Raw genomic sequence first — 23,593 nt, forward strand, 5'->3', positions numbered from 1 at the left:
ACCCAGTTATGAAATTTACAAGCTATTTTTTAAAACATCCAGTAATTGCAATTATTCTTAATAGTATGATCCTGCTCTTGGGAATATTATGCTTTCATTCATTATCCCTGAGAGAATATCCTGATATCAGTTTTCCGGTCATTACGGTGAATACTCATTATCCTAATGCCAGCCCTGAATTAGTTGAGTCTGTGGTCACTAATGTGCTCGAGGATCAACTTGCTGGTGTAGAAGGATTGGAGTTAATGACTTCTCGTTCTAAACCAGAAAAATCACACATTACCTTACGTTTTCGCCCAGGAACTTCCATGGACAAAGCGCTAAATGCCACACATGAGGCAACACGCCTGGCACAAGCAGAACTCCCTACAATAGTAAAAGCACCCATAATCGAACGTCAAAGACAAACAGATGGCTTACCTTTTATAGGAATTGCTCTGGAATCTTCTTCTTTAAATTTCGGTGAACTGACCCATTATGCCAATTTGAATCTAAAAAATATTTTCCGAAGCCTTAAAGGAGTTGCCTCTGTTGATGTATGGGGACAGCCCTTTACTTACTCCATTCAATTAGACCAAAAGAAATTATATACATTTGGAATTAATGTCGATGAAGTAGCCAATGCCATTGCCAATAACCGCTTATCTCTGCCTGCTGGTAACTATCAAAACAAAATCCCTACTACACTTGATTTTGAATTAAAAACTCCTGAAGACTATGAAAATCTGATTATCAAAACTCAAAACCATTATCCTGTCTTTCTTAAATCTTTAGCTCGAATTCAATTAACTACAGACAATAATCAATTCCGAGTGAAGGTCAATGGTCATTCCGGTTTGGTGCTTGCTATTAATCGTGCGAATGATGCAAATCCTATTGAAGTATCCCAAAGTGTGCGCAAGGAACTGAATGCTTTAAAAAAAGGTTTGCCCGATGACATTAAAACTAAAATTATTATTGACCAATCCGAGTTCATTAAAGCATCTCTTAAAAACATCCAATCTTCTATTCTTGAATCTATTTTCTTAGTTTTAATCATTATTTTTATTTTTTTGCGGAATATACGTGCCACAATAATTCCATTAATTGCAATTCCGATTTCACTTTTAGGTTCTTTACTATTTTTGAAAATTGCAGGCTTTACTATAAATCAAATGACTCTTCTCGCGATGGTATTGGCCGTTGGTTTGGTTGTAGATGATGCAATTATTGTTCTTGAGAATATATGGCGTCATATTGAAGATGATTTATCCCCCATGGATGCAGCACTTAAAGGATCAAAACAAATAGGTTTTGCCATCGTTGCCATGACCTTAACTTTAACGAGCGTTTATGCACCGATTGCTCTAATTGATGGCATGATCGGCCAATTATTTATCGAATTTGCAGTCGCCCTGGCAGGTAGTGTATTCATTTCAGGAATAGTTGCTTTGACACTTTCTCCATTGATGTGCGCTACATTCCTCCATAAAAACACAAAACATTTATGGCCTGCCATAGATGGATTTCTGAATAAACTAGCCCAGTATTACTATAAGTTGCTGAGTATCATTATTTACCGAAAGAAAACCACGCTTCTCATACTCCTCACATCACTGAGCTTAAGTTTGCTTTTTTACAAAATGATGCCTGGCGAAACAGCTCCTAAAGAAGATCGAAGTTTAGTAGGAATCTATACTCCACCTTTATCTGGAGATAACTTAGATACGCTAGAAGCTAATACAAAACGCGTGCAACAGTCCATTGGCAAAGTCCCCGAAGCAAAAAATACGTTAACCTTTTTAGGAAATTGGGGTAGTAGTATCGTCATGCCTTTAAAAGCTCATAAACAAAGAAATCGTTCTGCAGAGCAAATTGTAAATTCTTTAAAACCCAAAACAGAGCAATTACCTTCAGTCGATGCCTCAGTCTGGAGCTGGGACTCTGGATTACCTGGAGTAGAAGATACCCGCAATAATTCGGAACTGGAACTGGTCATTTCCACTACCGAAAATTTCCGACAATTATTCGATGCAACAGAACATTTTAAAAAAATACTGGATCAAAGCAAGGAGTTTGCTTCTACTCGTTATGACTTACGTCTTGACTCCATGGGATACTCTATAAATATAGATAAAAATGCCTTAGCTCAGTTAGGATTAACCCCCGCACAATTGGCTAAAACAATCGAAGTTTTTTTCAGTGGCGATAAATCCATGTCTTTTCAAAAAGATGGCGTATCTTATAACCTAACCTTAGAAGGCTCTTCTAAACCATGGACTTTAAACGAGCTTTATCTTACAACTCCCTCTGGAAAACGCATTTCTTTAGGTGCTGTGGCTCAAATGAAAAGACGTGCACAACCAACTGCAATGGAGCATGTTAACCAAATGCGCTCTACAACTTTATATGCTCAATTACCTGAAAAGCAATCCTTTAAAAAAGGAATGAATAACCTCTTGAAACTGGCAAAAGAGAACCTTCCAAACCAATATAAATTGAGTTGGGCAGGCGCTGCTAAAGCATATAATGAATCATCTCACACAATGGTATTGTTATTCGCCTTATCAATACTCTTTATTTATGCCATTCTTGCAGCACAATTTGAGAACTTTGTTTACCCATTCATTATTCTGTTCACCGTACCCTTAGCTTGTTTTGGCGCTTTACTTTTTGCTTACTTATTTGGTCAATCCTTAAATATTTTTACCCAAATTGGTCTGGTCACTTTAGTAGGATTAATCAGTAAGCATGGCATTTTGATTGTAGAGTTTGCCAATCAATTACAAAAGGAAGGCTTTACCTTAGTAGAAGCGATAAAAAAATCGTGTTCATTAAGGTTACGTCCTATTCTTATGACCACCGGTGCCATGGTTTTTGGTGCCATCCCCTTGGTGCTGTCACATGATGCTGGAGCCGAAGCCAGACACGCTATAGGTGTCGTGCTTATCGGAGGCTTATGTATAGGTACATTTTTTACTTTATTTATCCTTCCTGCCATTTATTTTATGATCTCGCAAATAATAAAAAGACCTAGGAAAGTCTAATTTTTGTAGCCTGGGTGCAGCGCAACGACACTTGTCGAGTATTCGTACATATCCAGAAAAACCCCGAGTTCCGCTGAGTTGTACCCAAGCATAATACATATTTCTTAATAAATGTGAATTCGAGATAAAAAATTTTATATCGAACGATTCCTGTTCAGAACTGGATCCCGTATAAATACTTCTTTAATTTTCCTATACTCTGCTCAGTTAATTTAAGGTACCATGAAAAAGTTTGTCTTTTTATAGGGAGATTACGTTGAAAAGGATATGTTTTTTAATGATTTTTTTTGTTTCTCAAGCAATAAGTTCTGTATTTAGTCTGGAAGAGATCCAAAAGCTGAGGCAGCATTTTTTTGTAAATATTCAATCAAATGGAGCAATAGTTGCCGCGCCCTCCAAACACAATCCAGATTATTATTATGATTGGATTCGCGACTCTGCAATTGCCATGGATTTGATTGAAACATGGTATGAATCCTCTCAGACATTTGGATACAAAGAACGTTTATTTAACTATGTTTCCTGGACACAAAAACTTCAGCATCAGCATAATCCATCACCTGGCCAAGATATATTGGGAGAACCCAAGTTTTATATTGATGGCTATCCTTTCGAAGGCCCTTGGGGAAGACCGCAAAATGACGGCCCAGCCTTAAGAGCCTCGGTACTCATTCGTTTTGCTCAAAAATTGTTGGATAATAATGAAACAGAATATGTTCAAGCCAATCTGTATAATAACAATCTGGATCCTCATTCAATGGGCGTAATTAAAATGGATTTGGAATACACTGCACATCATTGGTCTGATAAAAATTATGATCTTTGGGAAGAGGTTTTTGGACATCATTTTTTTACTGCTATGACACAACAAAAAGCGCTTTTTGAAGGTGCCGCTCTTGCTCGTCGTCTCAACGATAATGAGGCTGCAGTTTATTATGAACAACAAGCAAGGCTAATCAATACACGTCTGAATCAGCATTTTGACCCAGATCATAAGACAATTCAAGCAACGCTTTTACCCCATCCCGGCCCCCAAAAAACTTTAGAACTTGATTCCTCTGTAATTTTGGGTATTTTATTTAATCCACAAACGAATGGAGATTTATCACCCAGCAGTATCTACGTCCAAAATACAGTAAAAGCCTTATATGATCAGTTCAATTCCATGTTCCCAATCAATAATAAACATTCGGGAGAAATTTTGTTTGGCCGCTATCCTGGAGATACTTATGATGGATATCAAACTAACAGCATCGGTAACCCTTGGTTTATCTTAACTGCCACTATGGCTGAATATTACTATACACTGGCTGATAATTTACCCTTAATAAATCAAGGCGAAATAGCAAAAAACATTCAAACTGGGGATAATTATTTAAAACTTATAAAGAAATACGCTCCGGATATGAAATTAAGCGAACAAGTTAATTTAAATACCGGAGTACAGCAAGGAGCTCCTTCGCTTACTTGGAGTTACGTAGCTGTTTTACGTGCCGTTGAACTAAGAGAAAAACTAACAAGTAAATCGAACCATTCTTCACTAAAAATTGTTAATTAAATTTCCCTCTACGTTCCGATGTCTGCGGGACGTAGAGGAAACTTATATAGTTTCCAGTAAATTCATTACATCTTAGGCAGAAGCTAAATAAGATGATTCTTTTTTAGTAATGCCTTCGGTAGAGGGTATCTCTTCACGTCCTAATAAGCGTAACGGTTTACCAGACATAATGTAATTCTCTATTTGTTCCAGACTAATGCCCTTTGTCTCAGGCATATAAAAATAAGTATACATGAGTCCTAAAAGACAAATCACTCCATATAAAGCAAAAGTATATTCAATACCCATCATTTTCTCCAAAAGTGGAAAACTAAAAATGACTACGGTATTAAAAGTCCAGTTGCTCATCGCAGAAAACCCCATTCCTGCACCACGCACATGCAGAGGAAATATTTCTGCCATTGCAATATGCGGTACTGGCCCCACACTCACTGCAAAAGAAAAAATATAAAGAATTAAACAAGCAACTGATAAAAGAGGAAGCCAAACAACTTGATATAATGAAAACACACATAAAGCCAGCAAACTAAACAACATACCGGAAAAACCATACAGCAAAAGGTTACGACGTCCTACTTTATCAACACTAAGCATTGCAATGACAGTCACCAATAAATTAACCACACCAATGCCAATCGTTGCTAATATTTGTCCTGTAATACTGTTCATCCCTAAATTTTTAAAAATTTCGGGTGCAAAGTAGATAATTACATTAATTCCACTTAATTGCTGTAAACAAAATAACATCGTACCCAGCATCAAAACGGGCAATAAAGGACTCTTAAATAACAAGAGCCAACTTCCCTTTTTAGGTTCATTTGCCAATGTCATTTCGATATCCGCCAACTCATGTTGGATTGAATGACTTTTACGCAGTTTTTTTAAAGCCTTAGATGCTGCGTCACGACGCCCTACACTGCACAACCATCTTGGAGATTCGGGCATGAGTAAAATTCCAATACTTAAAACCAATGCTGGAAAAGCACTTGAAGCAAACATGGTGCGCCAATCATTATTTTCAAGAAACAAGTAATTGACCGAATACGAACAGACGATTCCTGCAGTCATTGCCAATTGATAAATAGCAACTACGGCTCCTCTTGTCTCATAAGTTGCTGTTTCAGCCAAATATAAAGGTGTCATGACTGAAGCCATACCAATTGCCAGTCCAAGGACTAATCGTGAGATAACGAGTACTGCAATAGAATCAGAAAATCCTGCACCTAATGCGCCAAAAAAGAACAACACTCCAGCAAAAGACAGTAAAGTGCGGCGGCCAAAACGTTTGACTCCCTTTGATGCCGTAATCGCACCAATCAGCATGGAACCAAAAAGCGCACCAAAAGGCAAGGCTGATGCCATTACACCGATATGCGTCGCGGTTAAATTGAAATGATTTTTGACCAATTCCAAAGAGCCGGCAATGATCCCCTCATCATAACCAAACAAAAATCCAGCAAGCGAACCAATAATTGCTACAATCCATGTCATATTCTAACTCCTTGATCAATAATTCAAAATTCGGCATAAAACGCACATTCTTATGAGCTGTCAATTGTATTTTTTGCATGCTGTGGTTATGCTTTCACTATTTTCAACGAATCATCTAGTCCCATCCTCTTACACTTTGACGCAACGCAAAAGCTAAATCAGTAATTAATGACCAATTACCTTTTTTAATTGCTTCTTCGGGTACGATCCAAGATCCTCCAACACACGAAACATTAGGTAGCTCCAAGTAATCAGAAAAATTTACTTCATTAATACCACCAGTTGGACAAAATTTTGCTTGAGGGAATGGTCCATGCATTGCACGCAACATATTGACTCCCCCTGCGGCTACTGCGGGAAAAAACTTAAAACGGGTATACCCCAAAATTAATCCTTCCATCAACTCAGAAACACTGGATATACCAGGAATTAAAGGAATGTGAGAAGTAAGCCCGGCAGTCAATAAGGCCTGTGTTTTCCCAGGGCTTAATGCAAATTTTGCACCGAGATCTGCTACCTGTTTTAATTGCTCTGGCGTAGTTACAGTACCCACACCAATTAAAGCTTCAGGAAAGGTTTTTATAAGTAATTTAACAGCATCTAAAGCGATTGGTGTTCTAAGTGCAACTTCGATTACATGAATACCCCCTGCAAACAACGCAGTGGCCAAAGGTATAGCATGTTCTATTTCTTTAATCACAACAACCGGAATTACAGGTGATGTACTAAATACAATTTCCGGTTGCACTATCCAATTTGGAAAAGACATAAAACCTCTCCTTGTCGTCAACTGTAGCCTGGATATAGAGTAACCCGATTAATGATCTAATAGCAGGTATTTTTTATTTTTATCTAGACCACGATTGCTTTAAATAAACTGCAGCTCCTAATATCCCTGGCTGCTCGGCGGTAATTACATAGGTCGGGATTTTTGCATTAAATGCTTTAAAACGACCTTTTTCTTCAAAACGAGCTCTAAAATCACTGCGATCCAGCAGTGAAATGAGTCGAGGCACAATACCACCCGCGATATAAACTCCACCAAAAGCTGCAAAAACCAATGCCAAATCCCCTGCATAAGAGCCGAGAATGGCAAAAAATTGCGCTACTGTCGCTTCAGCGATGATACATTGCTGTGCTAAGGCCAAAGTAATAATGTCTGACGCGGGTGCATACACTTTTTCCTGCTGATGGAAAGCGCCCAGTGCTTGATACAAATTTTCCAAACCATGGCCTGACAATAAGCGTTCATAGGATACATGCTCATACTTTTTTCTCAGATAACAATAAATAAACCACTCCTGCTCTGTTTTTGCACCCCAGCTCATATGCCCGCCTTCCCCAGCTTGGGCAAAATATCTTTCTTGATTTGATGTGAGGAAAGCAACACCCAGCCCTGTTCCCGCTCCTAATACCGCTCTTGCTCCATTTTTATCTGCAGTACCTCTTCCTATCTGGAGTAGTTGTTGGTCCGACAAGACAGGCAAGCTCATGGCAATCGCATTAAAGTCATTCAAAACCTTGAGTTCTTCCAAACCTAATTTATGCTTTAATGCACTGATAGAAAGGCGCCAATGTGCGTTAGTCATACAAATAACATCATCAAGCACTGGGCACGCGATTGCCACAGCGACGTGCTTTATTTCTTCTAATTCGTGTTGTGCCTTATAAGCTAATAAGGCTGATTCAAGACTGTCGTATGAAGTACATGAATAAATTTCAATTTTATCCATTACCAAATTTTCTAAATTCACACGACTGAAACGCGCAAAAGTTCCACCAATATCCGCAACGATCGCAAAAGATTTTAAATCATCAAAAATCATAACAAGACTCTTTTCCCTGAAACAAGCTACATGCTCCCTGCTCAGCCCCCGTAAACTGTGATCTTAGACTGGTAAACAGTTCTCGGCCGATACCTCGATGAGACTCTCCTTCATTTAAAACAGCGCTGCTTCTTAACCCCAGTTCATAATCAGTAACTAATAATTGCAATATGCCTTGCTCAGCATCAATTAAAATCGTATCTCCAGTTTCAATACGGCATAGCACTTCATTATCTATTGCCTCAGGCGTAACATGTATCGCCGCAGGAACTTTACCTGAAGCACCAGACATACGTCCATCAGTTACTAAAGCAACGTGATACCCTTTATCCATGAGCACCCCAAGCTTGGGTGTTAGTTGATGTAATTCAGGCATTCCACAGGCTTTAGGGCCCTGAAAACGAAGCACAACCACACAATCTTGCTCCAAAATACCTTTTTGAAACATCTGCTCAAATTCTTCTTGGCTGGAACAAACCACCGCTGGAGCCTGAATTTTGCTTCTCCCCGCTGCAAGTCCTGAGGTTTTAATAACAGCGCGTCCTATGTTTCCGCTTAATACTTGCAAGCCGCCTTGAGCCTTAAAGGGAGTTGTAGTTGAAGTTAATACACTCTCATCATTTGAAACAGAGGGTCCAGAAATCCATAGTAATTGCTCATTATCCAATAAGGGTTGTTGCGTATATCGTTGCAAACCATAGCCTATCACTGTATGTACATCTTCATGCACTAATTGAGCATCCAGTAACGCGTGAATAAAATATGCCATTCCACCCGCTCGTTGAAAATGATTGATATCCGCATATCCATTAGGATAAATTTTGGCAATTAAAGGAGTTACCGCCGACAATTGAGCAAAATCATCCCAATTGATTGAGTAACCTGCCATAGCTGCTACCGCAATGAGGTGCATTGTATGATTGGTTGAACCACCTGACGCCAACAATGCGACGATCCCATTAACAATATTTTTAACATCCATCAGCTTGCCAATAGGTAAATAATCTTCACCTAAATCGGTTAAATAGAGAATTTTTTGTGCCGCAGCCCATGTTAGTGCATCGCGCAGCGGCGTGCCGGGATTGATAAATGAAGAACCAGGAAGTTGCAACCCCATAGTTTCAATAATTAATTGATTGGAATTCGCGGTACCATAAAAAGTACATGTACCAGGAGAATGGTATGAGGCTGCTTCTGCCTCTAGTAATGCGTCCTTATCTGCTTTTCCTTCAGCATACAATTGACGGATACGTGCTTTTTCCTGATTTGATATGCCCGATGGCATGGGGCCTGCAGGAATAAAAATAAAAGGCAAATGCCCAAAGCTCAAAGCCGCCATCAATAAACCGGGAACAATTTTATCGCAAATCCCCAGCATGAGGCCGCCATCAAACATATTATGCGACAAACCTATTGCCGCTGACATGGCAATTACATCACGGCTTAACAAGCTTAACTCCATCCCTATTTGGCCTTGAGTAATACCATCACACATTGCTGGAACACCTCCTGCAAATTGTGCCACCCCTCCAGCAGCAGAGATAGCTTCTTTGATAAAGGATGGATAATCTCTATAAGGTTGATGTGCCGAAAGCATGTCGTTATAGGCGGAAACAATAGCTATGTTTGCTTTGGTCATACCGCTCAGATTTGCTTTATCCAGCTTCGCACAAGCGGCAAAGCCATGCGCTAAATTGCCGCAGTGAAGCACGCTACGCTGAGGGCCTTTCATACGCAATTTTTCTATATGTTTCAGGTACAAACCTCTGTTATGCGTGCTACGTTCACGGATGCGATCTGTAACTTGAGCTACAACCGGATGCATTCTTTTTCCTTAAGGTGCATACATCACCTGAACATTAGTATTAAAGTTATTTAAAAAAGCACTAACCGGCATAATCATAGGATCGTGTTCTGCCATAGCTTGATGCAATACAGTTAATTTTTTCTGGCCTAGCAAATGAAAAAAAATCTTGCGGCTTTTTAATAGTCTTTTTTTGGACAAACTTATTCGCTGATGGGGGGCGGTCCTCGGCCTGACGAGAACTATTGCTGCAGCATTATCATTCATCCCCATTGCAAGTTCATCAGCGCAAGGAAATAAAGATGCAATGTGTCCATCTTCTCCCATCCCTAAAACAACCGCATCAAAAGTAGGTAAAGAAGCAATTATATGCTCTGTTTGCTCTAGGGTATGGTCTTCTTTATATAAACTTAAGAAATGAGCTTTAGATGCATGGTGCTGGAGCAAAAAATGCCGAACTAACTGCTCATTTCTATCCGGATCATCAGCAGAGACACAACGCTCATCAGTTAAAGTTACAGTAATTTTATCCCAGAGAATATCTGTTTTTGCCAGTGCCTTGAATAAATCAATAGGAGTTTTTCCACCTGAAACTACTAAATAAGCATGACCACGATGTTCTATGGCCTCACAAAGAATCTGCTTTAACTGACCAACCAAGTCATCAGTTAATAAAGGGGCTTCACTAAAACTACGTAACAGCATTTTGCTCACCCCATACATGTGCTTTGCCATTATATAAGCGAATTACTTCCAACGGTCCCCAAGTACCCGACGGATAAGTATAAAGAGGGGTATCTTGTCTTTGCCATGCTTGCTCAATTTCATCGATCCATTTCCACGCTTGCTCTACTTCTTCCCGGCTAACAAAGAGATATTGATGACCTAACATCACTTCCAACAATAAGCGTTCATATGCATCGGCTATTCTTTGTGAATTGAATAGATGATTGAAATTTAAATCCAGCTTACTGTCTCTTAGTTGCATGCTTTCGCTAAGACCAGGAATTTTATTCATCATTCGCAGTTCTACACCTTCATCAGGTTGCAAACGAATAATAAGCTGGTTAGGAGAGAGTTCTTGTTTGAATTGTTTAAAAATATTGTACGGTTGAGGCTTAAAATAAATTACCACTTCACTTTGCTTTTTTGATAATCGTTTACCAGTTAATAAATAAAAAGGAACGCCAGACCAGCGCCAATTATCTATATATGCTTTAATCGCAACAAAAGTTTCAGTAGTTGACCCTTTATACGCGCCCTCTTCATTTAAATATCCAGGTATCTGTTGGCCTTTGATCATGTTTCCCGCATATTGAGCTCGCACTGTGTGTTCGTGAACATGAGTATCAGAGATAGGCCGCAATGACTTTAATACTTTTAACTTTTCACTACGAATACATTCGGCAGATAAGCTCATCGGAGGTTCCATTGCCAACAGAGATAATATTTGTAATAAATGATTTTGCAGCATATCCCTTACTTGACCTGATTTATCATAATAAGCCCACCGTCCTTCAACTCCTACTTCTTCTGCAACGGTAATTTCAACCTTATCAATTGCCTGATTATCCCAATTTGAGGAAAAAATTGCATTAGCAAAGCGCAGTACAAGGAGATTCAATACGGTTTCTTTACCCAGATAATGATCAATTCGATAAATCTGATCTTCAGCAAAAAAATGAGCAACTTCATTATTAATTGCAATAGATGAAGGTAAATCATGGCCAATTGGTTTTTCTAAGACGACACGAGAAGGTTGCTTGGTTAAACCAATGCGTGAAAGACCTTGGCATGTTTGCGCATACAATGAAGGGGGAATCGCTAAATATGAAATAGTAATTCGCTCTGCACGATTTACGTAATCTATTATTTTTGCATAATCTTCGGACTTGGTAAGATCGATCGGGCAATAGGTCATTCTTTGCATAAGACGTGACCAAGCCTGCTCTTCCAGCTCATCACCAAGAAACATTTCTATTTTAGATTTTATTAACCCAGTGCAGTCCGTTACTGTTAACGGATCGCGTGCACAAGCAATAATACGTGTATTCGCATGAAGCAAATGCGCACGTTCTAGCTGATACAAAGCAGGAAATAATTTACGACAGGAAAGATCCCCTAAAGCACCGAATATAATTAAATCACAAGGATACTTTACAGTAACTTCTTCGATCATGTTTATCCTAAACAATCATCTTTTGAGGTTCAATACTAAATTGAAAGACCGTACAGATCAACTCCAATTAAATTATTGAGAAAAGTAGACACAAATTTGCATGAGAAAGCTTAATGTGTCGAATTTTCAGGGCAATCATTGCAAAACCTTTTTTTTATGCTATATGAAATAAATAAGATAACCGTTCGCTTCTGCCTGACATCCAATGGCTTAGCTGAGGAGCGATGACTTAGATGAGTAATTTATATGTACTTACCTTAACTAAATCATTATTAGGAGAAGCAGATGCTTAATAAGAGATTTTCAGAAAGACTTAATAAGGAGCTTGATAATATTGGGGCACCCGAATCAAGTGTAGAGCGCATCGAAGTATTATCAAAGCTGGTTAAGATTCCCAAATTTAAAGCAGAAGCATTACTTAATGGTGCCACAAGCCCAGATGAAAAGCTGCTCGACGCATTAGCACAAGAATTCGAAGTCAGTGCTGATTGGTTAGTTGGTAAAAGCGATTCATCACATTAATAAATGCGGTTAATACTCGCATAATATATTTTGGCTATAATTAGATCAAAATGGTCGCGATTATGAGGTATCTGTATTATGCGCACACTCGATTCTTCAACCGTAACTTCATTACAGCAACAAATCGGAAAATACGACGCTGAAGGGCCATTTCGTATTGGCTTGGAAGCGGAGCACGAGTTGTATAAAGGGATAAATGATTATGACGACAAGCATTTGAAGAAAGTTCGAGACTATACATCAGCTTATAAGGAAGAAAGCCATTTTTTTGATTCCATCGACCCCCAATTTTTTAGAAAAAAATTCATAGAATATATTCAGACGCACCCCTTCCCTGAATACGAAGGAGACCCAGAGACAAGAGCAACCCATCCAGAAGAAGCAACCACAGATATGCTAAAATTTCTTGGCAAACAAGGACTTGAATTATTTCATCTGGCTTTGGAAGAAGAAGTGAATAGTAAAGAATTCAGGGATGCAGTCGTTATCAAATCAACCTCTCATTTGGATGGGCCGAAATGGCAAGAACGTCCTGTAGTAATTGTAGCAGGCCCTTCGGCCTCCGGAAAATCCTATGCGGCTAAAGCTGCAATGAATAAAGCAAATCAATTTTTAGGAGCTGACTTTCATGATATGAGTGGAAATGATGTCATTGCTGCTGATGGGGGGATTGTCCGTGAAGTTTCTCAAATGCGCAAACTTGTCATTCAATTAGCCAATAAGCAAGGATACACCGGTATTAGTGATTTATATAGCAAATCGAATAAACTTATGGATGGTATAAAAAATAGAGTACGTGAAGCAGCATTTTTAACTCCAGGAGTAGGTGTTGTAATTCCAGAAACATTTACATCATGGATCGTGTCTAATAAAGGAAAAGACATGCTGGGAAAAATTGAACATTTAAGTGACACAAAGCATATCTTTACCCGTGTAGAAGGTCATGAGCGCAGCAACTTTAAAAAGGTTGTTGCCTTTATGGGTTCAAGAAGAGCCTGGAAAACAAAGGACTTTATAGAGCAAGAATTAGACCTGAATAGAGAGGGTTTATCAGAATCTAAGGCATATAATTCTAATGCATTCTTCCTAGGTGAATTGGGCTCAAAGCACGCAGAAGCCTGGTTTAAGAAAAATAGCAAAGACAAATTAAATATGATTATAACCAATGATCTTATTCTTTTAAAACCTGACCCTGACCAACCTGGAAACTGGATTGCCGCTGAAGCAAACGATGAAGGAGCTCGCTTATTCTCTGAAAGCGCTTATAAGCTATGGCAGAAATTACCCTCTAAACCTGATTTAATCGACTATTGCAACTCAGTTTCTCGAAGTCTCATTACAACTTCACCACAATTGGTCTTTGGCATAGCCCAAAATAAAATTAGACTAAGAATTGACGCGGGCGATGAAAAAATAGATAAAGTATTGAGTAATATGCCAATTAATGAAGAAAGGCTCAGATATTTAAAATTAAGACAGGAATTATTAAGTGGACTTGCTAACTTTTCTCTTGAGAATTTAGAAAGCTGGAGTGATATCGAGCAAATGAGGAATCAACTCGACGAGCAAATGCTCGTGTTAAAAAGCGATCCTAGTGCGAAGAGGATCTTTACCAAAAAAACAGAGGATGCGATAAATACATTTACAGAAATGCTTGATAAAGCATGCGAGGAACTCCAAAATGGCCCAACTTTCTATGAAGAGCGGTCTGAAACATGCTTCTTTAAAAGTGAATATAAGAAAACTCTTAGCAATGCTGAAGACTGTGGGGAGAAGAACGAGGATACCAGCTCCTGCTCTCCCACTTAAAAAACTTCAGGATCTATTTAAATCCTGATGCCACCCTCACGTTGCGTGACCCAAACATTATGACTTTCCAAAAGTTTCATTACTTTATCCAAGGACCTGATCTTCTTGAGATATTGTATCAACCGTTTTATGCTTCTCGACGTGGGAATGAGGCTGCTGATACCCCCCTTATGATTTAAGTCCTGTCTTTGCTATGCATGGCAATGAATTGCGCTGCTGTCAATATCACCAACCATTTTATAATGATGCACAAAAAAAAATTCCTGAGCTTCCACGTTTTACTCCTCAACAAATTGAAGCCCTGGAGTTATTTGAGCAGGTTTCACTGCGCGAAGACATTGCATTTGAAACGAAAGTAAAGCCTGGCAGCATTATTTTAATTAATAATGAGGAAATTCTCCATGGAAGAACTAGTTTTACTCATCCTAAAATCAAACTGTTCGTTATTTACTAAGGATTTGGTTAAATACCCCTCAAATTAAACATACATACCCTAGTTTTTTAGGTTATCCGGGATAAATTATATACAACAGGGATACTTATGTCCGTTTTTTTAACAATTTTTTTATTTCTTGTTTTAAAATAGATATTACTTTACAATTTTTTCTCACATATTGGCTAAAAATTATCTTTTATAGTTTTTTTAAACATAATCATTAGGATGAAACGTGTCTACAACGAGTAAAGTCAATAATTATCAACATAAATGGTATGCTTTTATTGGAATCGCCCTACTTTCTTTTGGATGTTATCTTGACTATACCGTCGTGAATGTTGCCCTTCCCACGATACAACATGAACTGCAGACAAATCTGGTCTCCATGCAATGGGTAATGAATATTTATTTTTTAGCGTTATGCGTTTTAGCGACAGTTATGGGGGGCATAGGTGATTTATATGGTCGCAGACGTTGCTTATACCTTGGTAGCGGAATTTTTGTTCTCGCGTCAATTATCGCTGGTGTTTCTTCCAATATCCATTGGTTAATTTTGGGTCGGCTACTCCAAGGAGTCGGAGCGTCAATCATTTTCCCTCTAGGTCTTTCATTACTACCACAATTTTTTCCCGAAGAAGAACGGAGCAAAGCCGTAGCATGGTTTGGGAGTATAGGTGGTATTGCCCTGGCATTAGGTCCTCTGTTAGGTGGACTCATTGTCACTTGTTTGGGATGGAGATGGATTTTTTTTATTAATATTCCTATCTGTTTATTGGGCTATATATTTTGCTTCAAATTCGTTACCGAATCACAAACAAGTACCCAAGAACTTTCTTTGGATATAAGAGGTATGTCATTACTTGCATTCACTATGGGCGGTATAGTGCTTGGTTTAATTTATAGCCAAAGCTATGGCTGGACAGCATCTTTGACTTTAATCTGTTTTGCGATAGCCATTATCGCAAGTATCTTATTGATTAAAGCTGAAGATAACCATCCTAATCCGCTTATTGATTTTAAAGATTATTCCAACCTGCTTTTTTCAGCAGGAGCTATTCTCTGTTTTTTAGCTGGAATATTAAGTGCAGTTACTTTATTTTTTGATCCTCAATATTTACAAATTATCAAAGGTCAATCAGCAGAATTATCTGGCTTTATTTTATTCGCTATCCCCGTCTCTGTTTTTTTAATAGCATTCTTTGTAGGAAAACTCATTAGTCGCCTAGGGCTATTATTTACTATCCTATTAGGATTGTTCCTGGCATGTTTCTCAGCGCTATTACAAGTATTTTTTACCAGTAACATCTCAATCTTGTATGTTATTTTCGCCTTTATTTGTCTTGGAAGCATGTGGGCGATGGGTAACACTGTCTCCATTATTGCTGCTCAGACAGCAGTAGGCCCTGAACGTGCAAGCGTAGCAACAGGATCTATGGTTACCTTGTTTAATATTGGTGGCTCTATAGGGTTAACGCTGGCAATTGTTATTTATAATTTTGTAACTGAAAATACACTATCTAAATCAATCGGATTAAATGAAACACAAACCTCCAGTTTAAAAGATTTCATTGCAAGTCCTACTCATTCATTGCAGCTTCCCAAAAATGATTTGCTTCATCAATTGTTTAATAAAATATTCATGAATGGTTTTATTGGAGTGATGGTATTTTTATTTATCTCATCACTTATTGCACTCGTAGTAGTTTGGCGAGGAAAACGAGCTGAAAGCGGAATTAAAATAAATACACTTGCCAATGCCCCATGTTAAGCCGCAGTTCATCGCATCAGTAAACCTGGTTGCCTACTACAACTGTCTCTTTTACACAAGTCTGTGCAAAATATGACAGTTGTAAACAACCGGGCTTAAGTTGACGCTATTGCCTAGACTGCTTACCTCAACCATGGAATCGATCATTGATACTGATCGGTTTTGCGTGCTTCTCGATATATTCAATAATTTTTCCAGCGATATTAATTCCAGTAGCCTTTTCTACCCCTTCAAGACCAGGTGAAGAATTAATTTCCAAAACTAAAGGCCCATGATTCGAGCGAATTAAATCCACACCAGCAACTCTTAAGCCCATTGTTTTAGCAGCACTTACGGCAATTGCACGCTCTTGAGGCGATAATTTTACTTTGACTGCCTTTCCGCCCTGATGGACATTTGCCCGAAACTCTCCTTCTTTTGCTTGACGTTTCACAGCAGCAACTACTTTCTCCCCCACAACAAAGCAACGGATATCGACCCCGCGTGATTCCTCAATAAATTCTTGCACTAAAATATTGGCATGCATTTCTTTAAACGCGTTAATGATACTCACAGCTGATTGATGACTATCTGCAAGAATTACTCCTTTGCCTTGCGTTCCTTCCAGTAACTTAATGACTAACGGTGCGCCTCCAACCATGCGTACTAAATCTTCAGTATCATCAGGTGATTGAGCAAAACTGGTTAAAGGCATAGGAATTCCTTTGCGGGCTAATAGCTGTAAGGAACGGAATTTATCTCGAGAGCGTGCAATCGCTAAAGACTCATTTAAAGGATACATGCCCATCGTTTCCATATGGCGCAAAACAGCGGTTCCATAATAAGTATTCGATGCACCAATTCTTGGAATTACTGCATCAAAATGAGGCAAAGCAGCTCCGCCTCGATAATGAACTTTAGGGCAGGAGGCAGCGACATTCATATAGCAATATAAAGGATTAATAATTCTAATTTCATGACCAGAAGCCTCTCCCTCTGCCTTCAGACGCTTGTGGGAGTACAAATGTGGATTGGTGGCCAATATTGCAATTTTCATGAAAAATGCGTTCCTCAACTTTTTTTATTTTTATTATTAGAAATTCCTGGGCTGCTAAAACTTTATTAACAACTGATTTGTATAAATAAAGCCTAGTCTAAAAAATGGAAAATCACATTGGAAAAAACGAAAATATGTGTATAAAAAATCCTCTATATCAAGAAACCAATAACAGGTAATCCTTGGCTAATAAATCAGCGTGATGCGGAGTAGTAAAAAATGCATTAAGTTCCCCTTGAGGGTTAAATAGCATTAAAGCCCCACTATGCTGGATATCATAATTTGTTGCATCATTTCCTTTCTCAATTACCTTGGCATAAGCAATACCCATTTCCCGAGTCATCAACTTAATGGATTCTTCATCTCCTCGTGCCCCGTAAAAATCAGGATGGAATGATGTCACGTAATTGCCTAGTTTCTCTTGGCTATCACGTTCTGGATCGATTGATACCATCACGATGCGGGGTAAATTCTTTACACCCTTATCTTCAAGGAGATGATACATTTTTGTTAATTCTGCCATAGTAGTTGGACAAACATAGCCACAGCTTGTAAAACCAAAAAACATCACAGTCCATTTTCCTTTTAAGCTCTTATTATCAAATGATTTCGCGTCAATTCCTGTCAAACTGAATCGGTTAACCTGTCGTGGATTTTCAAGATAGGTACCGTGAAAAGTTGACACATCGATTTTTTTCTTAAAATGGACATGTTGGCCTACAAAAATTCCCGAAAATAATCCTGCAAGAGCAAGCAAAACAACTACAGTAAAGGTGACGCTTTTAGCCTTTAAACTCATTTTACCTCCTAAGAGGAATGTATATGAAATAAGTCGCTCAAATCGCTTTCACAAGAATATCGATTCACATTGTTCATGAAACTTATTTCAATACCTTCCTTATAAATAATGATCAAACAATAAAAAAACAAACAATAACATCAAATACACTATTGAAAATCTGAATGTTTGCATTGCAACTACAGGTTTATCTGTCCGATAGAGCTTATGCGACCAAAACAAAAATCGTGAACCAAGCACTAACGCACCAATTAAATAAAACATGCCACTCATACCGATAACAAAGGGCAATACACTGACTACCAGTAATAAAATGGTGTATAAATAAACATTCAATTTAGTAAACGCAATGCCATGAGTTACGGGCAACATTGGGATTTTTGCATGTTGATATTCTTCGTAACGATAAATAGCCAAGGCCCAAAAATGAGGTGGTGTCCAAATAAAAATAATTAATACCAGCAATAAGGCTTGAGGATCTAATTGATTTGTCACTGCAGTCCAACCAAGCAATGGTGGTGCAGCACCGGCTAGTCCACCTATAACTATGTTTTGTGAAGTAGCCCTTTTTAAATAACCCGTATAAATACCAGCATAACCAATCAATGTAACGAAAGTCAGTACTGCAGTTAATTGATTAACAAAAACGACTAAAACAGTCAGTCCCAGGGTTCCTATGATTAAAGCAAACAATAAAGCCTGACGCACTGAAACTTGGCCACTGGCAACAGGTCTTTTTTTGGTTCGAGCCATAACGGCATCGATTCGTTTATCCACCAAATGATTAATTGCAGCAGCACTCCCTGCACATAATCCAATTCCGAGCAATGAAAAAAGCAATAGAGACAAACTAACCCAACCTGGTGTTGCCAAATACATTCCGACAACTACCGTCAATAACATGAGTAAGACTACTCGCGGCTTACATAACTCAAGGTAATCACGCCAAGCAGCCGACAAGGATTGAACTACATGATCAGCGTGCATCATTTTGCCCCTTACGCGTAAAATGCAGTGTACTAAATAGTGTCGCTAATAATAGAGCTGCACCCCCATTATGAGCCACAGCGACACTAATTGGGAGCAAATACATTACATTCAAGATACCTAAAGAAAATTGAAACAGTACAAGTAACAAAATCACTAAAGCCGCAGTTTTAAGATAATTAAAATCACTTCTTAATAAAATCCATAACGTGAGCACAAGCATATAAGCTGCCGTGATTATTGCTCCCAATCTGTGGATGAATTGAATCGTTACTCGAACCTCATGATCAAGTAAACCACCTTGATAATTAGCTCCTACAGGTGAAAATAAATTAAATCCTTGCGCAAAATGCAAATCAGGTATCCATACCCCATTACACATAGGGAAACCAATACATGAAATCCCCGCATAATTTGAACTTACCCAACCTCCTAAAGCAATTTGTAGAAAAACGATAGTCACTCCAAAACGCAGCCAAAAACGCCAATGTGGTAAATCTTGTCCCTTTAGTGAACTGATTTGCAAGCGAAAACGGCTTAAACACGCAACAATAAGCATCCCACCTAAAAGATGCCCCATAACTACCACGGGTAGCAGTTTCAAGGTTACCGTCCACATACCCAAAGCTGCTTGAAACAAAACCAGTATGATTAATGCCGCAGGCAAATGCCAAGGCAAATCATTACCCTGTACACGCTTACGTACTACATAAAAACAGATAAAAAAGATTAACAATGCTAAAGAACCGGCAGCATAACGATGAACCATCTCTGTCCATGCTTTTCTAGATTCAATAGGAATTTGGGGATATTGAGTTTGTGCGGCCTGCAATTTTTCTTTGGCGCTGGGAAGAACCATCTGACCATAACAACCAGGCCAATCAGGACAGCCTAATCCTGCATCAGTCAAGCGTGTATAAGCACCCAGCATGACAACTAATAGAGATAAAAGTACCGCAAATGATACTGCATGTCGTAATAATTTATTCTGCATCAGACTATTCACTCTTGTTTTTCCGTTGTATTGAGCAACAACTTCAAATCTTTATATACATCATCAGGGTTAGCCTGAGATGCATAACTAAGAATCAAATAATTGTCTGGATCAGCGATGAACACTTTTTCCTCAGACAATAAAGAATTTTTAGTAATAAACTCAGCTGCAGATAATTTCGCCACTTTAAAATCTACTTCCTTTAAAAAGGCTTGTTGTTCTTGCGATAAAGAAGGTGCTTTATCGCTGATAAGAAGCCACTGATCTACCTGGTATAATTTACGTCCTAGTGCCAGGCGAATTCGAGCTAGAACATCCAGCTGTTTCATACATACCTGGTCGCAAGCTGCCGGACTCCAAAAGATGATACGCCATTTGGGCTTTTCGTCCAAAACATCCAACTTTACTGGTGGATTTAGCAAATCCCCTTTATTGACCCGTGAGGAACCCAACCAGGAAGGATGCTGGTAAAATAGATATGCAGCTATTCCAGGAGCGACAAATATTATAACCAACAACAATAAAATATAATATTTACTAGCTTGTTTTCTCATTTTTTTTCTTCAAATTTAATCCTACGAATATAATTAGCACCACGAATGCCATTACAAACCACTGCAAAGCATAAGCTAAATGCCGCTGTGGAGGCATGGATACCGTCTCCCACTCACGCACAAATCCATTTGCATCTTGCTTGTCGAGGCGAATAATAAACGGAGAGACTGATTTTTGCAAAATTTGACTTATCAATTGATCATCTACACGTTCCAAAATAACTATTTTATTCCCTCTTTCTTCTAAAGCAGGTCCCAAAACCCATTGATTTTTACTTGGGAAGTATGCTGAGCCCTGCAACTTTATCATTCCTTTGGGAAATTGAATGTTTGGGAGAACGCGACGTGTCAACTCACCTGGAACCCAACCTCTGTCAATTATAATGACAGAGCCATCAGATAATTCCAAAGGGGATAACACATCATAACCAAATTGATGATTATGATGCTGATTATCTAATAGAAAAACCTGAGATAAATACTTTCCTCTGACTACTATACGCTCATATTGCAAAGGCAATTTTTTCTCTGCAGTCCAGGGAACTGGTTTTTGCTTCTCCTGGGTCTTTTGTGCAACAATCATTTTTGTTTTTTCATCAGCACGATGAATTTGCCAAAAACCAAGACGTACAAATAAGGAAAAAGATAAGAGCGCAAGCATCAACATCGGCCAGCTTGGGGTGAAACGAAATTTAAAACAGGTTAAACTAGGCATCATTATTAATTGTTCAAATGTTGGTCATGATAAGACAGCAATTTCGGGAGTATAACAAATGATCACTAAAATTATCATCATCTGTGTCATGATTATCATCGCCGGCTCTCTAGCAAGCGGTCTTTTTTTTCTTATTCGAGATTCAGGCAATTCCAAACGCACTGTTAAAGCCTTAACGATAAGAATAACTATTTCGGTGAGTTTATTTATATTTTTATTAATTGCTTTTAAACTGGGTTTAATTAAGCCGCATGGCATTAATTAACGTAAGTTCAAAATAAATTTTTTTACTTTTTATTTTGCTAAACGAACGTTATCCGTAAAAATGCAAAGCATTTTGTACGGGATCCATTCTGAATAACTCTGACTTTAAGGATATAATATGCGTATCTTGTTAATCAGTCTTCTATTTCTCTGTAATTGGATACATGCTGACACGATAAAAAACTATATGAACATTGCTGATAATATTCCACAGATGGAAATTAAAGCAGATCCCCAGGCTCAAGCATGGGCACGTTCAGCTCGTCATGTTTTAACCATAACTTGCGAAAGCATTGCAGAAACAATGATTCATGCAAATGAAATTACAAAGAATCAAGGTAACCCTATATTTTGTTTACCGGCTGGGGTACAACTTAATGCCTCTACTCTTTGCGAATTGATTCAGCAAACTTATAAGGAGTTATCAAGCCAGCAAAGCGACAAAGACTCTATGACTGTATCACAGGTAGCCTGGTTAGGCGCGAGCAAACATTACTCCTGCCAGCAAAATAAAAATCCACTAGTCCATGTTTCTGCGGCATTAGGACAGCATTAATCGTAGTACTCAGCCACTTTCAGGGAACGGATATATTGGCACATCTTGCGAGAAACATTACCATTAATAGATAAAATTGGAACATTCTGGGGCATGGCCTGGATACAACTTCGCTACCACCTCCAGGCTATGCAATATTATGTCAATTTATTTACTAAATTCTTCAAAAGCTTCTAAAGCTTCAGCAGCGTACATCAAAGATGGGCCGCCCCCCATATATACAGCCATACCTAAGGTTTCTAAAAGTTCTTCGCGTGTTGTTTGTAATTTAATTAATGTTTGAGAATGAAAGCCGATACAACCAGGGCATTGTTTGGCGACAGCTAAAGCCATAGCAATTAATTCTTTCGTTTTTTTGTCTAATGCACCGTCTTTAGTTGCTGCTTGGGCTATAGCTGAAAATCCAGACATTACTTCTGGCATTTCCTTGCGCATTTTCGCTAATTGGGTACTAATATCTTTAGTTATTTGAGAAAATTTATCTGACATTTAAGAAATCTCCTTTTGAAACCACTTATTTAAATTTCATCTTACTTGTTATTATGAGGCAACACGTAAATGGTTTAGTTTAAGTAATTATTTTTAATAATAAATACCGAGAAGCACTCTCGGACCCTATTTACATTGCTACTAAGCTAGCGAAATGAAAAACAGGTCCCTAAATTTACCGCATTACTTTGTTTAGAAAAAGATTATTGTTTAAGAAACAGCACGATTTAATGTTTCTTTTGCTAAAGTCAGGCGACGCTCTACTTCCCCTAATTCTGCTTGTAAATGCAAAATTGCACCTGAATTACGATTATGTTTCAAATGTACCAATGTCTTAGCCATTGCTTGCTGTTGCTCTAAAAGCGTATGAATTTCCATTTCAAGCTCATTTATCCATTGTTGTCTGGTACTCAACATCTTTATACCAAAATAAACTTTTTCTTTAGATTTACTTTTGCCTTGATGCATTTGGCATAAAACAACTAAGACATTAATTTTTTGTCTGATTCGCTCGGCCAAATAAAAAGCACTGTGCATGTTTTGCTGCTTGGATAACGCATGGATGTCCGCTTTAATTTCTGCAATGCATGCAGAACCACTTGCGTCTGCATCAAAATGAAATAACCCTTTAGGTAACTGGTGACTTGAAAAAAATGAACCGAGCTCGCTAATTTTCCATTCCAACTCAGGTAATCGTTCCATTAACTGGCTCAATAATTCATTCGATGCTTCTGTGGGTGTATCCATGCTTTTTTCTCAAATGCCCTTCTTACTGGGGAT

General features: G+C 38.4%; 21 protein-coding genes and 1 pseudogene. 8 read left to right on the top strand and 14 right to left on the bottom strand.

The window, feature by feature from the left end:
- Positions 1-8 precede the first annotated feature (8 nt).
- Together Ltuc_RS11815 and Ltuc_RS11820 are read left to right on the top strand one after the other, a co-directional pair.
- Positions 9-3,026, top strand: a complete 3,018-nt coding sequence (locus Ltuc_RS11815) for an efflux RND transporter permease subunit (RefSeq protein WP_058521451.1) — start codon at positions 9-11, stop codon at positions 3,024-3,026.
- Positions 3,027-3,303: 277 nt separating this feature from the next.
- Positions 3,304-4,584, top strand: coding sequence for a glycoside hydrolase family 15 protein (locus Ltuc_RS11820; protein ID WP_058521452.1), 1,281 nt, complete (start codon positions 3,304-3,306; stop codon positions 4,582-4,584).
- A 72-nt stretch (positions 4,585-4,656) separates the two neighbouring features.
- Here the strand turns inward: Ltuc_RS11820 and Ltuc_RS11825 are convergent, their stop codons facing one another.
- The 6 genes from Ltuc_RS11825 to zwf all read right to left on the bottom strand — a co-directional run bounded on the left by Ltuc_RS11825 (position 4,657) and on the right by zwf (position 11,884).
- Positions 4,657-6,075 (bottom strand): sugar porter family MFS transporter, encoded by a 1,419-nt coding sequence (locus Ltuc_RS11825; protein ID WP_058521453.1) that lies wholly within the window; start codon positions 6,073-6,075, stop codon positions 4,657-4,659.
- Positions 6,076-6,190: 115 nt separating this feature from the next.
- Complete coding sequence (locus tag Ltuc_RS11830) at positions 6,191-6,844, bottom strand: bifunctional 4-hydroxy-2-oxoglutarate aldolase/2-dehydro-3-deoxy-phosphogluconate aldolase (protein ID WP_058521454.1); 654 nt, start codon at positions 6,842-6,844, stop codon at positions 6,191-6,193.
- A 79-nt stretch (positions 6,845-6,923) separates the two neighbouring features.
- On the bottom strand, positions 6,924-7,901 hold the full coding sequence (gene glk / locus Ltuc_RS11835) for a glucokinase (protein ID WP_058521455.1): 978 nt from the start codon (positions 7,899-7,901) through the stop codon (positions 6,924-6,926).
- Entirely contained in the window at positions 7,891-9,726 is a 1,836-nt protein-coding gene (gene edd / locus Ltuc_RS11840) for a phosphogluconate dehydratase (protein WP_058521456.1), read from the bottom strand. Before edd ends, glk begins: the two co-directional genes overlap by 11 nt.
- Positions 9,727-9,735: 9 nt before the next feature.
- The gene (gene pgl, locus Ltuc_RS11845) at positions 9,736-10,410 is read right to left on the bottom strand and encodes a 6-phosphogluconolactonase (protein WP_058521457.1); all 675 of its coding nucleotides are present in this window, start codon (positions 10,408-10,410) and stop codon (positions 9,736-9,738) included.
- Positions 10,397-11,884 carry a glucose-6-phosphate dehydrogenase gene (gene zwf / locus Ltuc_RS11850; RefSeq protein WP_058521458.1) on the bottom strand — a complete coding sequence of 496 codons (1,488 nt, stop codon included), beginning with the start codon at positions 11,882-11,884 and terminating at the stop codon, positions 10,397-10,399. Before zwf ends, pgl begins: the two co-directional genes overlap by 14 nt.
- A gap of 285 nt (positions 11,885-12,169) precedes the next feature.
- Here zwf and Ltuc_RS11855 point away from each other — a divergent pair, with 285 nt between their 5' ends.
- From Ltuc_RS11855 to Ltuc_RS11870, 4 genes and pseudogenes are all read left to right on the top strand, one after another.
- Complete coding sequence (locus Ltuc_RS11855; protein WP_058521459.1) at positions 12,170-12,406, top strand: hypothetical protein; 237 nt, start codon at positions 12,170-12,172, stop codon at positions 12,404-12,406.
- Positions 12,407-12,484: 78 nt separating this feature from the next.
- Positions 12,485-14,215, top strand: a complete 1,731-nt coding sequence (locus Ltuc_RS11860) for a hypothetical protein (RefSeq protein WP_058521460.1) — start codon at positions 12,485-12,487, stop codon at positions 14,213-14,215.
- Between the two features lie 178 nt (positions 14,216-14,393).
- Positions 14,394-14,669 (top strand): annotated as a pseudogene (locus Ltuc_RS11865) (TauD/TfdA family dioxygenase); the annotation flags it as partial.
- 214 nt (positions 14,670-14,883) lie between these two features.
- Positions 14,884-16,419 carry an MFS transporter gene (locus Ltuc_RS11870; protein ID WP_058521462.1) on the top strand — a complete coding sequence of 512 codons (1,536 nt, stop codon included), beginning with the start codon at positions 14,884-14,886 and terminating at the stop codon, positions 16,417-16,419.
- A 127-nt stretch (positions 16,420-16,546) separates the two neighbouring features.
- On the opposite strand, the gene rimK is transcribed toward Ltuc_RS11870, so the two are convergent.
- The 6 genes from rimK to Ltuc_RS11900 form a co-directional block, all read right to left on the bottom strand.
- Positions 16,547-17,455: a 30S ribosomal protein S6--L-glutamate ligase gene (gene rimK, locus Ltuc_RS11875; RefSeq protein ID WP_058521463.1), complete on the bottom strand. Its 909-nt coding sequence runs from the start codon at positions 17,453-17,455 to the stop codon at positions 16,547-16,549.
- Between the two features lie 157 nt (positions 17,456-17,612).
- Positions 17,613-18,254: an SCO family protein gene (locus tag Ltuc_RS11880; protein WP_058521464.1), complete on the bottom strand. Its 642-nt coding sequence runs from the start codon at positions 18,252-18,254 to the stop codon at positions 17,613-17,615.
- Between the two features lie 99 nt (positions 18,255-18,353).
- Entirely contained in the window at positions 18,354-19,241 is an 888-nt protein-coding gene (cyoE, locus tag Ltuc_RS11885) for a heme o synthase (protein WP_058521465.1), read from the bottom strand.
- On the bottom strand, positions 19,231-20,235 hold the full coding sequence (locus tag Ltuc_RS11890; protein ID WP_058521466.1) for a COX15/CtaA family protein: 1,005 nt from the start codon (positions 20,233-20,235) through the stop codon (positions 19,231-19,233). Before Ltuc_RS11890 ends, cyoE begins: the two co-directional genes overlap by 11 nt.
- A gap of 8 nt (positions 20,236-20,243) precedes the next feature.
- On the bottom strand, positions 20,244-20,789 hold the full coding sequence (locus Ltuc_RS11895) for a hypothetical protein (protein WP_058521467.1): 546 nt from the start codon (positions 20,787-20,789) through the stop codon (positions 20,244-20,246).
- Positions 20,773-21,504: an SURF1 family protein gene (locus Ltuc_RS11900; protein ID WP_193786862.1), complete on the bottom strand. Its 732-nt coding sequence runs from the start codon at positions 21,502-21,504 to the stop codon at positions 20,773-20,775. Before Ltuc_RS11900 ends, Ltuc_RS11895 begins: the two co-directional genes overlap by 17 nt.
- A 58-nt stretch (positions 21,505-21,562) precedes the next feature.
- Between Ltuc_RS11900 and Ltuc_RS11905 the strand changes: the two genes are divergently transcribed.
- The gene (locus tag Ltuc_RS11905) at positions 21,563-21,769 is read left to right on the top strand and encodes a twin transmembrane helix small protein (RefSeq protein ID WP_058521469.1); all 207 of its coding nucleotides are present in this window, start codon (positions 21,563-21,565) and stop codon (positions 21,767-21,769) included.
- Positions 21,770-21,886: 117 nt separating this feature from the next.
- A complete protein-coding gene (locus Ltuc_RS11910; protein WP_058521470.1) occupies positions 21,887-22,324 on the top strand; it encodes a hypothetical protein in 438 nt (145 codons plus the stop codon).
- Between the two features lie 147 nt (positions 22,325-22,471).
- On the opposite strand, the gene Ltuc_RS11915 is transcribed toward Ltuc_RS11910, so the two are convergent.
- Both Ltuc_RS11915 and Ltuc_RS11920 read right to left on the bottom strand, forming a co-directional pair.
- Positions 22,472-22,813 (bottom strand): carboxymuconolactone decarboxylase family protein, encoded by a 342-nt coding sequence (locus Ltuc_RS11915; RefSeq protein WP_058521471.1) that lies wholly within the window; start codon positions 22,811-22,813, stop codon positions 22,472-22,474.
- Positions 22,814-23,023: 210 nt separating this feature from the next.
- Positions 23,024-23,560, bottom strand: a complete 537-nt coding sequence (locus Ltuc_RS11920) for a hypothetical protein (protein WP_058521472.1) — start codon at positions 23,558-23,560, stop codon at positions 23,024-23,026.
- Between the last annotated feature and the right edge of the window lie 33 nt (positions 23,561-23,593).

The organism is Legionella tucsonensis (assembly GCF_001468035.1).
Lineage (GTDB): Bacteria > Pseudomonadota > Gammaproteobacteria > Legionellales > Legionellaceae > Legionella > Legionella tucsonensis.

What these genes read in the sequence shown, in the direction of transcription:
- pgl (WP_058521457.1), bottom strand. Translation starts at nt 10,410, where the DNA reads ATGCTGTTACGTAGTTTTAGTGAAGCCCCTTTATTAACTGATGACTTG.
- Ltuc_RS11915 (WP_058521471.1), bottom strand. Translation starts at nt 22,813, where the DNA reads ATGTCAGATAAATTTTCTCAAATAACTAAAGATATTAGTACCCAATTA.
- Ltuc_RS11890 (WP_058521466.1), bottom strand. Translation starts at nt 20,235, where the DNA reads ATGCAGAATAAATTATTACGACATGCAGTATCATTTGCGGTACTTTTA.
- Ltuc_RS11860 (WP_058521460.1), top strand. Translation starts at nt 12,485, where the DNA reads ATGCGCACACTCGATTCTTCAACCGTAACTTCATTACAGCAACAAATC.
- Ltuc_RS11895 (WP_058521467.1), bottom strand. Translation starts at nt 20,789, where the DNA reads ATGAGAAAACAAGCTAGTAAATATTATATTTTATTGTTGTTGGTTATA.
- Ltuc_RS11900 (WP_193786862.1), bottom strand. Translation starts at nt 21,504, where the DNA reads ATGCCTAGTTTAACCTGTTTTAAATTTCGTTTCACCCCAAGCTGGCCG.
- Ltuc_RS11880 (WP_058521464.1), bottom strand. Translation starts at nt 18,254, where the DNA reads ATGAGTTTAAAGGCTAAAAGCGTCACCTTTACTGTAGTTGTTTTGCTT.
- Ltuc_RS11815 (WP_058521451.1), top strand. Translation starts at nt 9, where the DNA reads ATGAAATTTACAAGCTATTTTTTAAAACATCCAGTAATTGCAATTATT.
- Ltuc_RS11820 (WP_058521452.1), top strand. Translation starts at nt 3,304, where the DNA reads ATGATTTTTTTTGTTTCTCAAGCAATAAGTTCTGTATTTAGTCTGGAA.
- Ltuc_RS11905 (WP_058521469.1), top strand. Translation starts at nt 21,563, where the DNA reads ATGATCACTAAAATTATCATCATCTGTGTCATGATTATCATCGCCGGC.
- Ltuc_RS11910 (WP_058521470.1), top strand. Translation starts at nt 21,887, where the DNA reads ATGCGTATCTTGTTAATCAGTCTTCTATTTCTCTGTAATTGGATACAT.
- Ltuc_RS11855 (WP_058521459.1), top strand. Translation starts at nt 12,170, where the DNA reads ATGCTTAATAAGAGATTTTCAGAAAGACTTAATAAGGAGCTTGATAAT.
- zwf (WP_058521458.1), bottom strand. Translation starts at nt 11,884, where the DNA reads ATGATCGAAGAAGTTACTGTAAAGTATCCTTGTGATTTAATTATATTC.
- Ltuc_RS11825 (WP_058521453.1), bottom strand. Translation starts at nt 6,075, where the DNA reads ATGACATGGATTGTAGCAATTATTGGTTCGCTTGCTGGATTTTTGTTT.
- glk (WP_058521455.1), bottom strand. Translation starts at nt 7,901, where the DNA reads ATGATTTTTGATGATTTAAAATCTTTTGCGATCGTTGCGGATATTGGT.
- rimK (WP_058521463.1), bottom strand. Translation starts at nt 17,455, where the DNA reads ATGAAAATTGCAATATTGGCCACCAATCCACATTTGTACTCCCACAAG.
- Ltuc_RS11920 (WP_058521472.1), bottom strand. Translation starts at nt 23,560, where the DNA reads ATGGATACACCCACAGAAGCATCGAATGAATTATTGAGCCAGTTAATG.
- Ltuc_RS11830 (WP_058521454.1), bottom strand. Translation starts at nt 6,844, where the DNA reads ATGTCTTTTCCAAATTGGATAGTGCAACCGGAAATTGTATTTAGTACA.
- cyoE (WP_058521465.1), bottom strand. Translation starts at nt 19,241, where the DNA reads ATGCACGCTGATCATGTAGTTCAATCCTTGTCGGCTGCTTGGCGTGAT.
- edd (WP_058521456.1), bottom strand. Translation starts at nt 9,726, where the DNA reads ATGCATCCGGTTGTAGCTCAAGTTACAGATCGCATCCGTGAACGTAGC.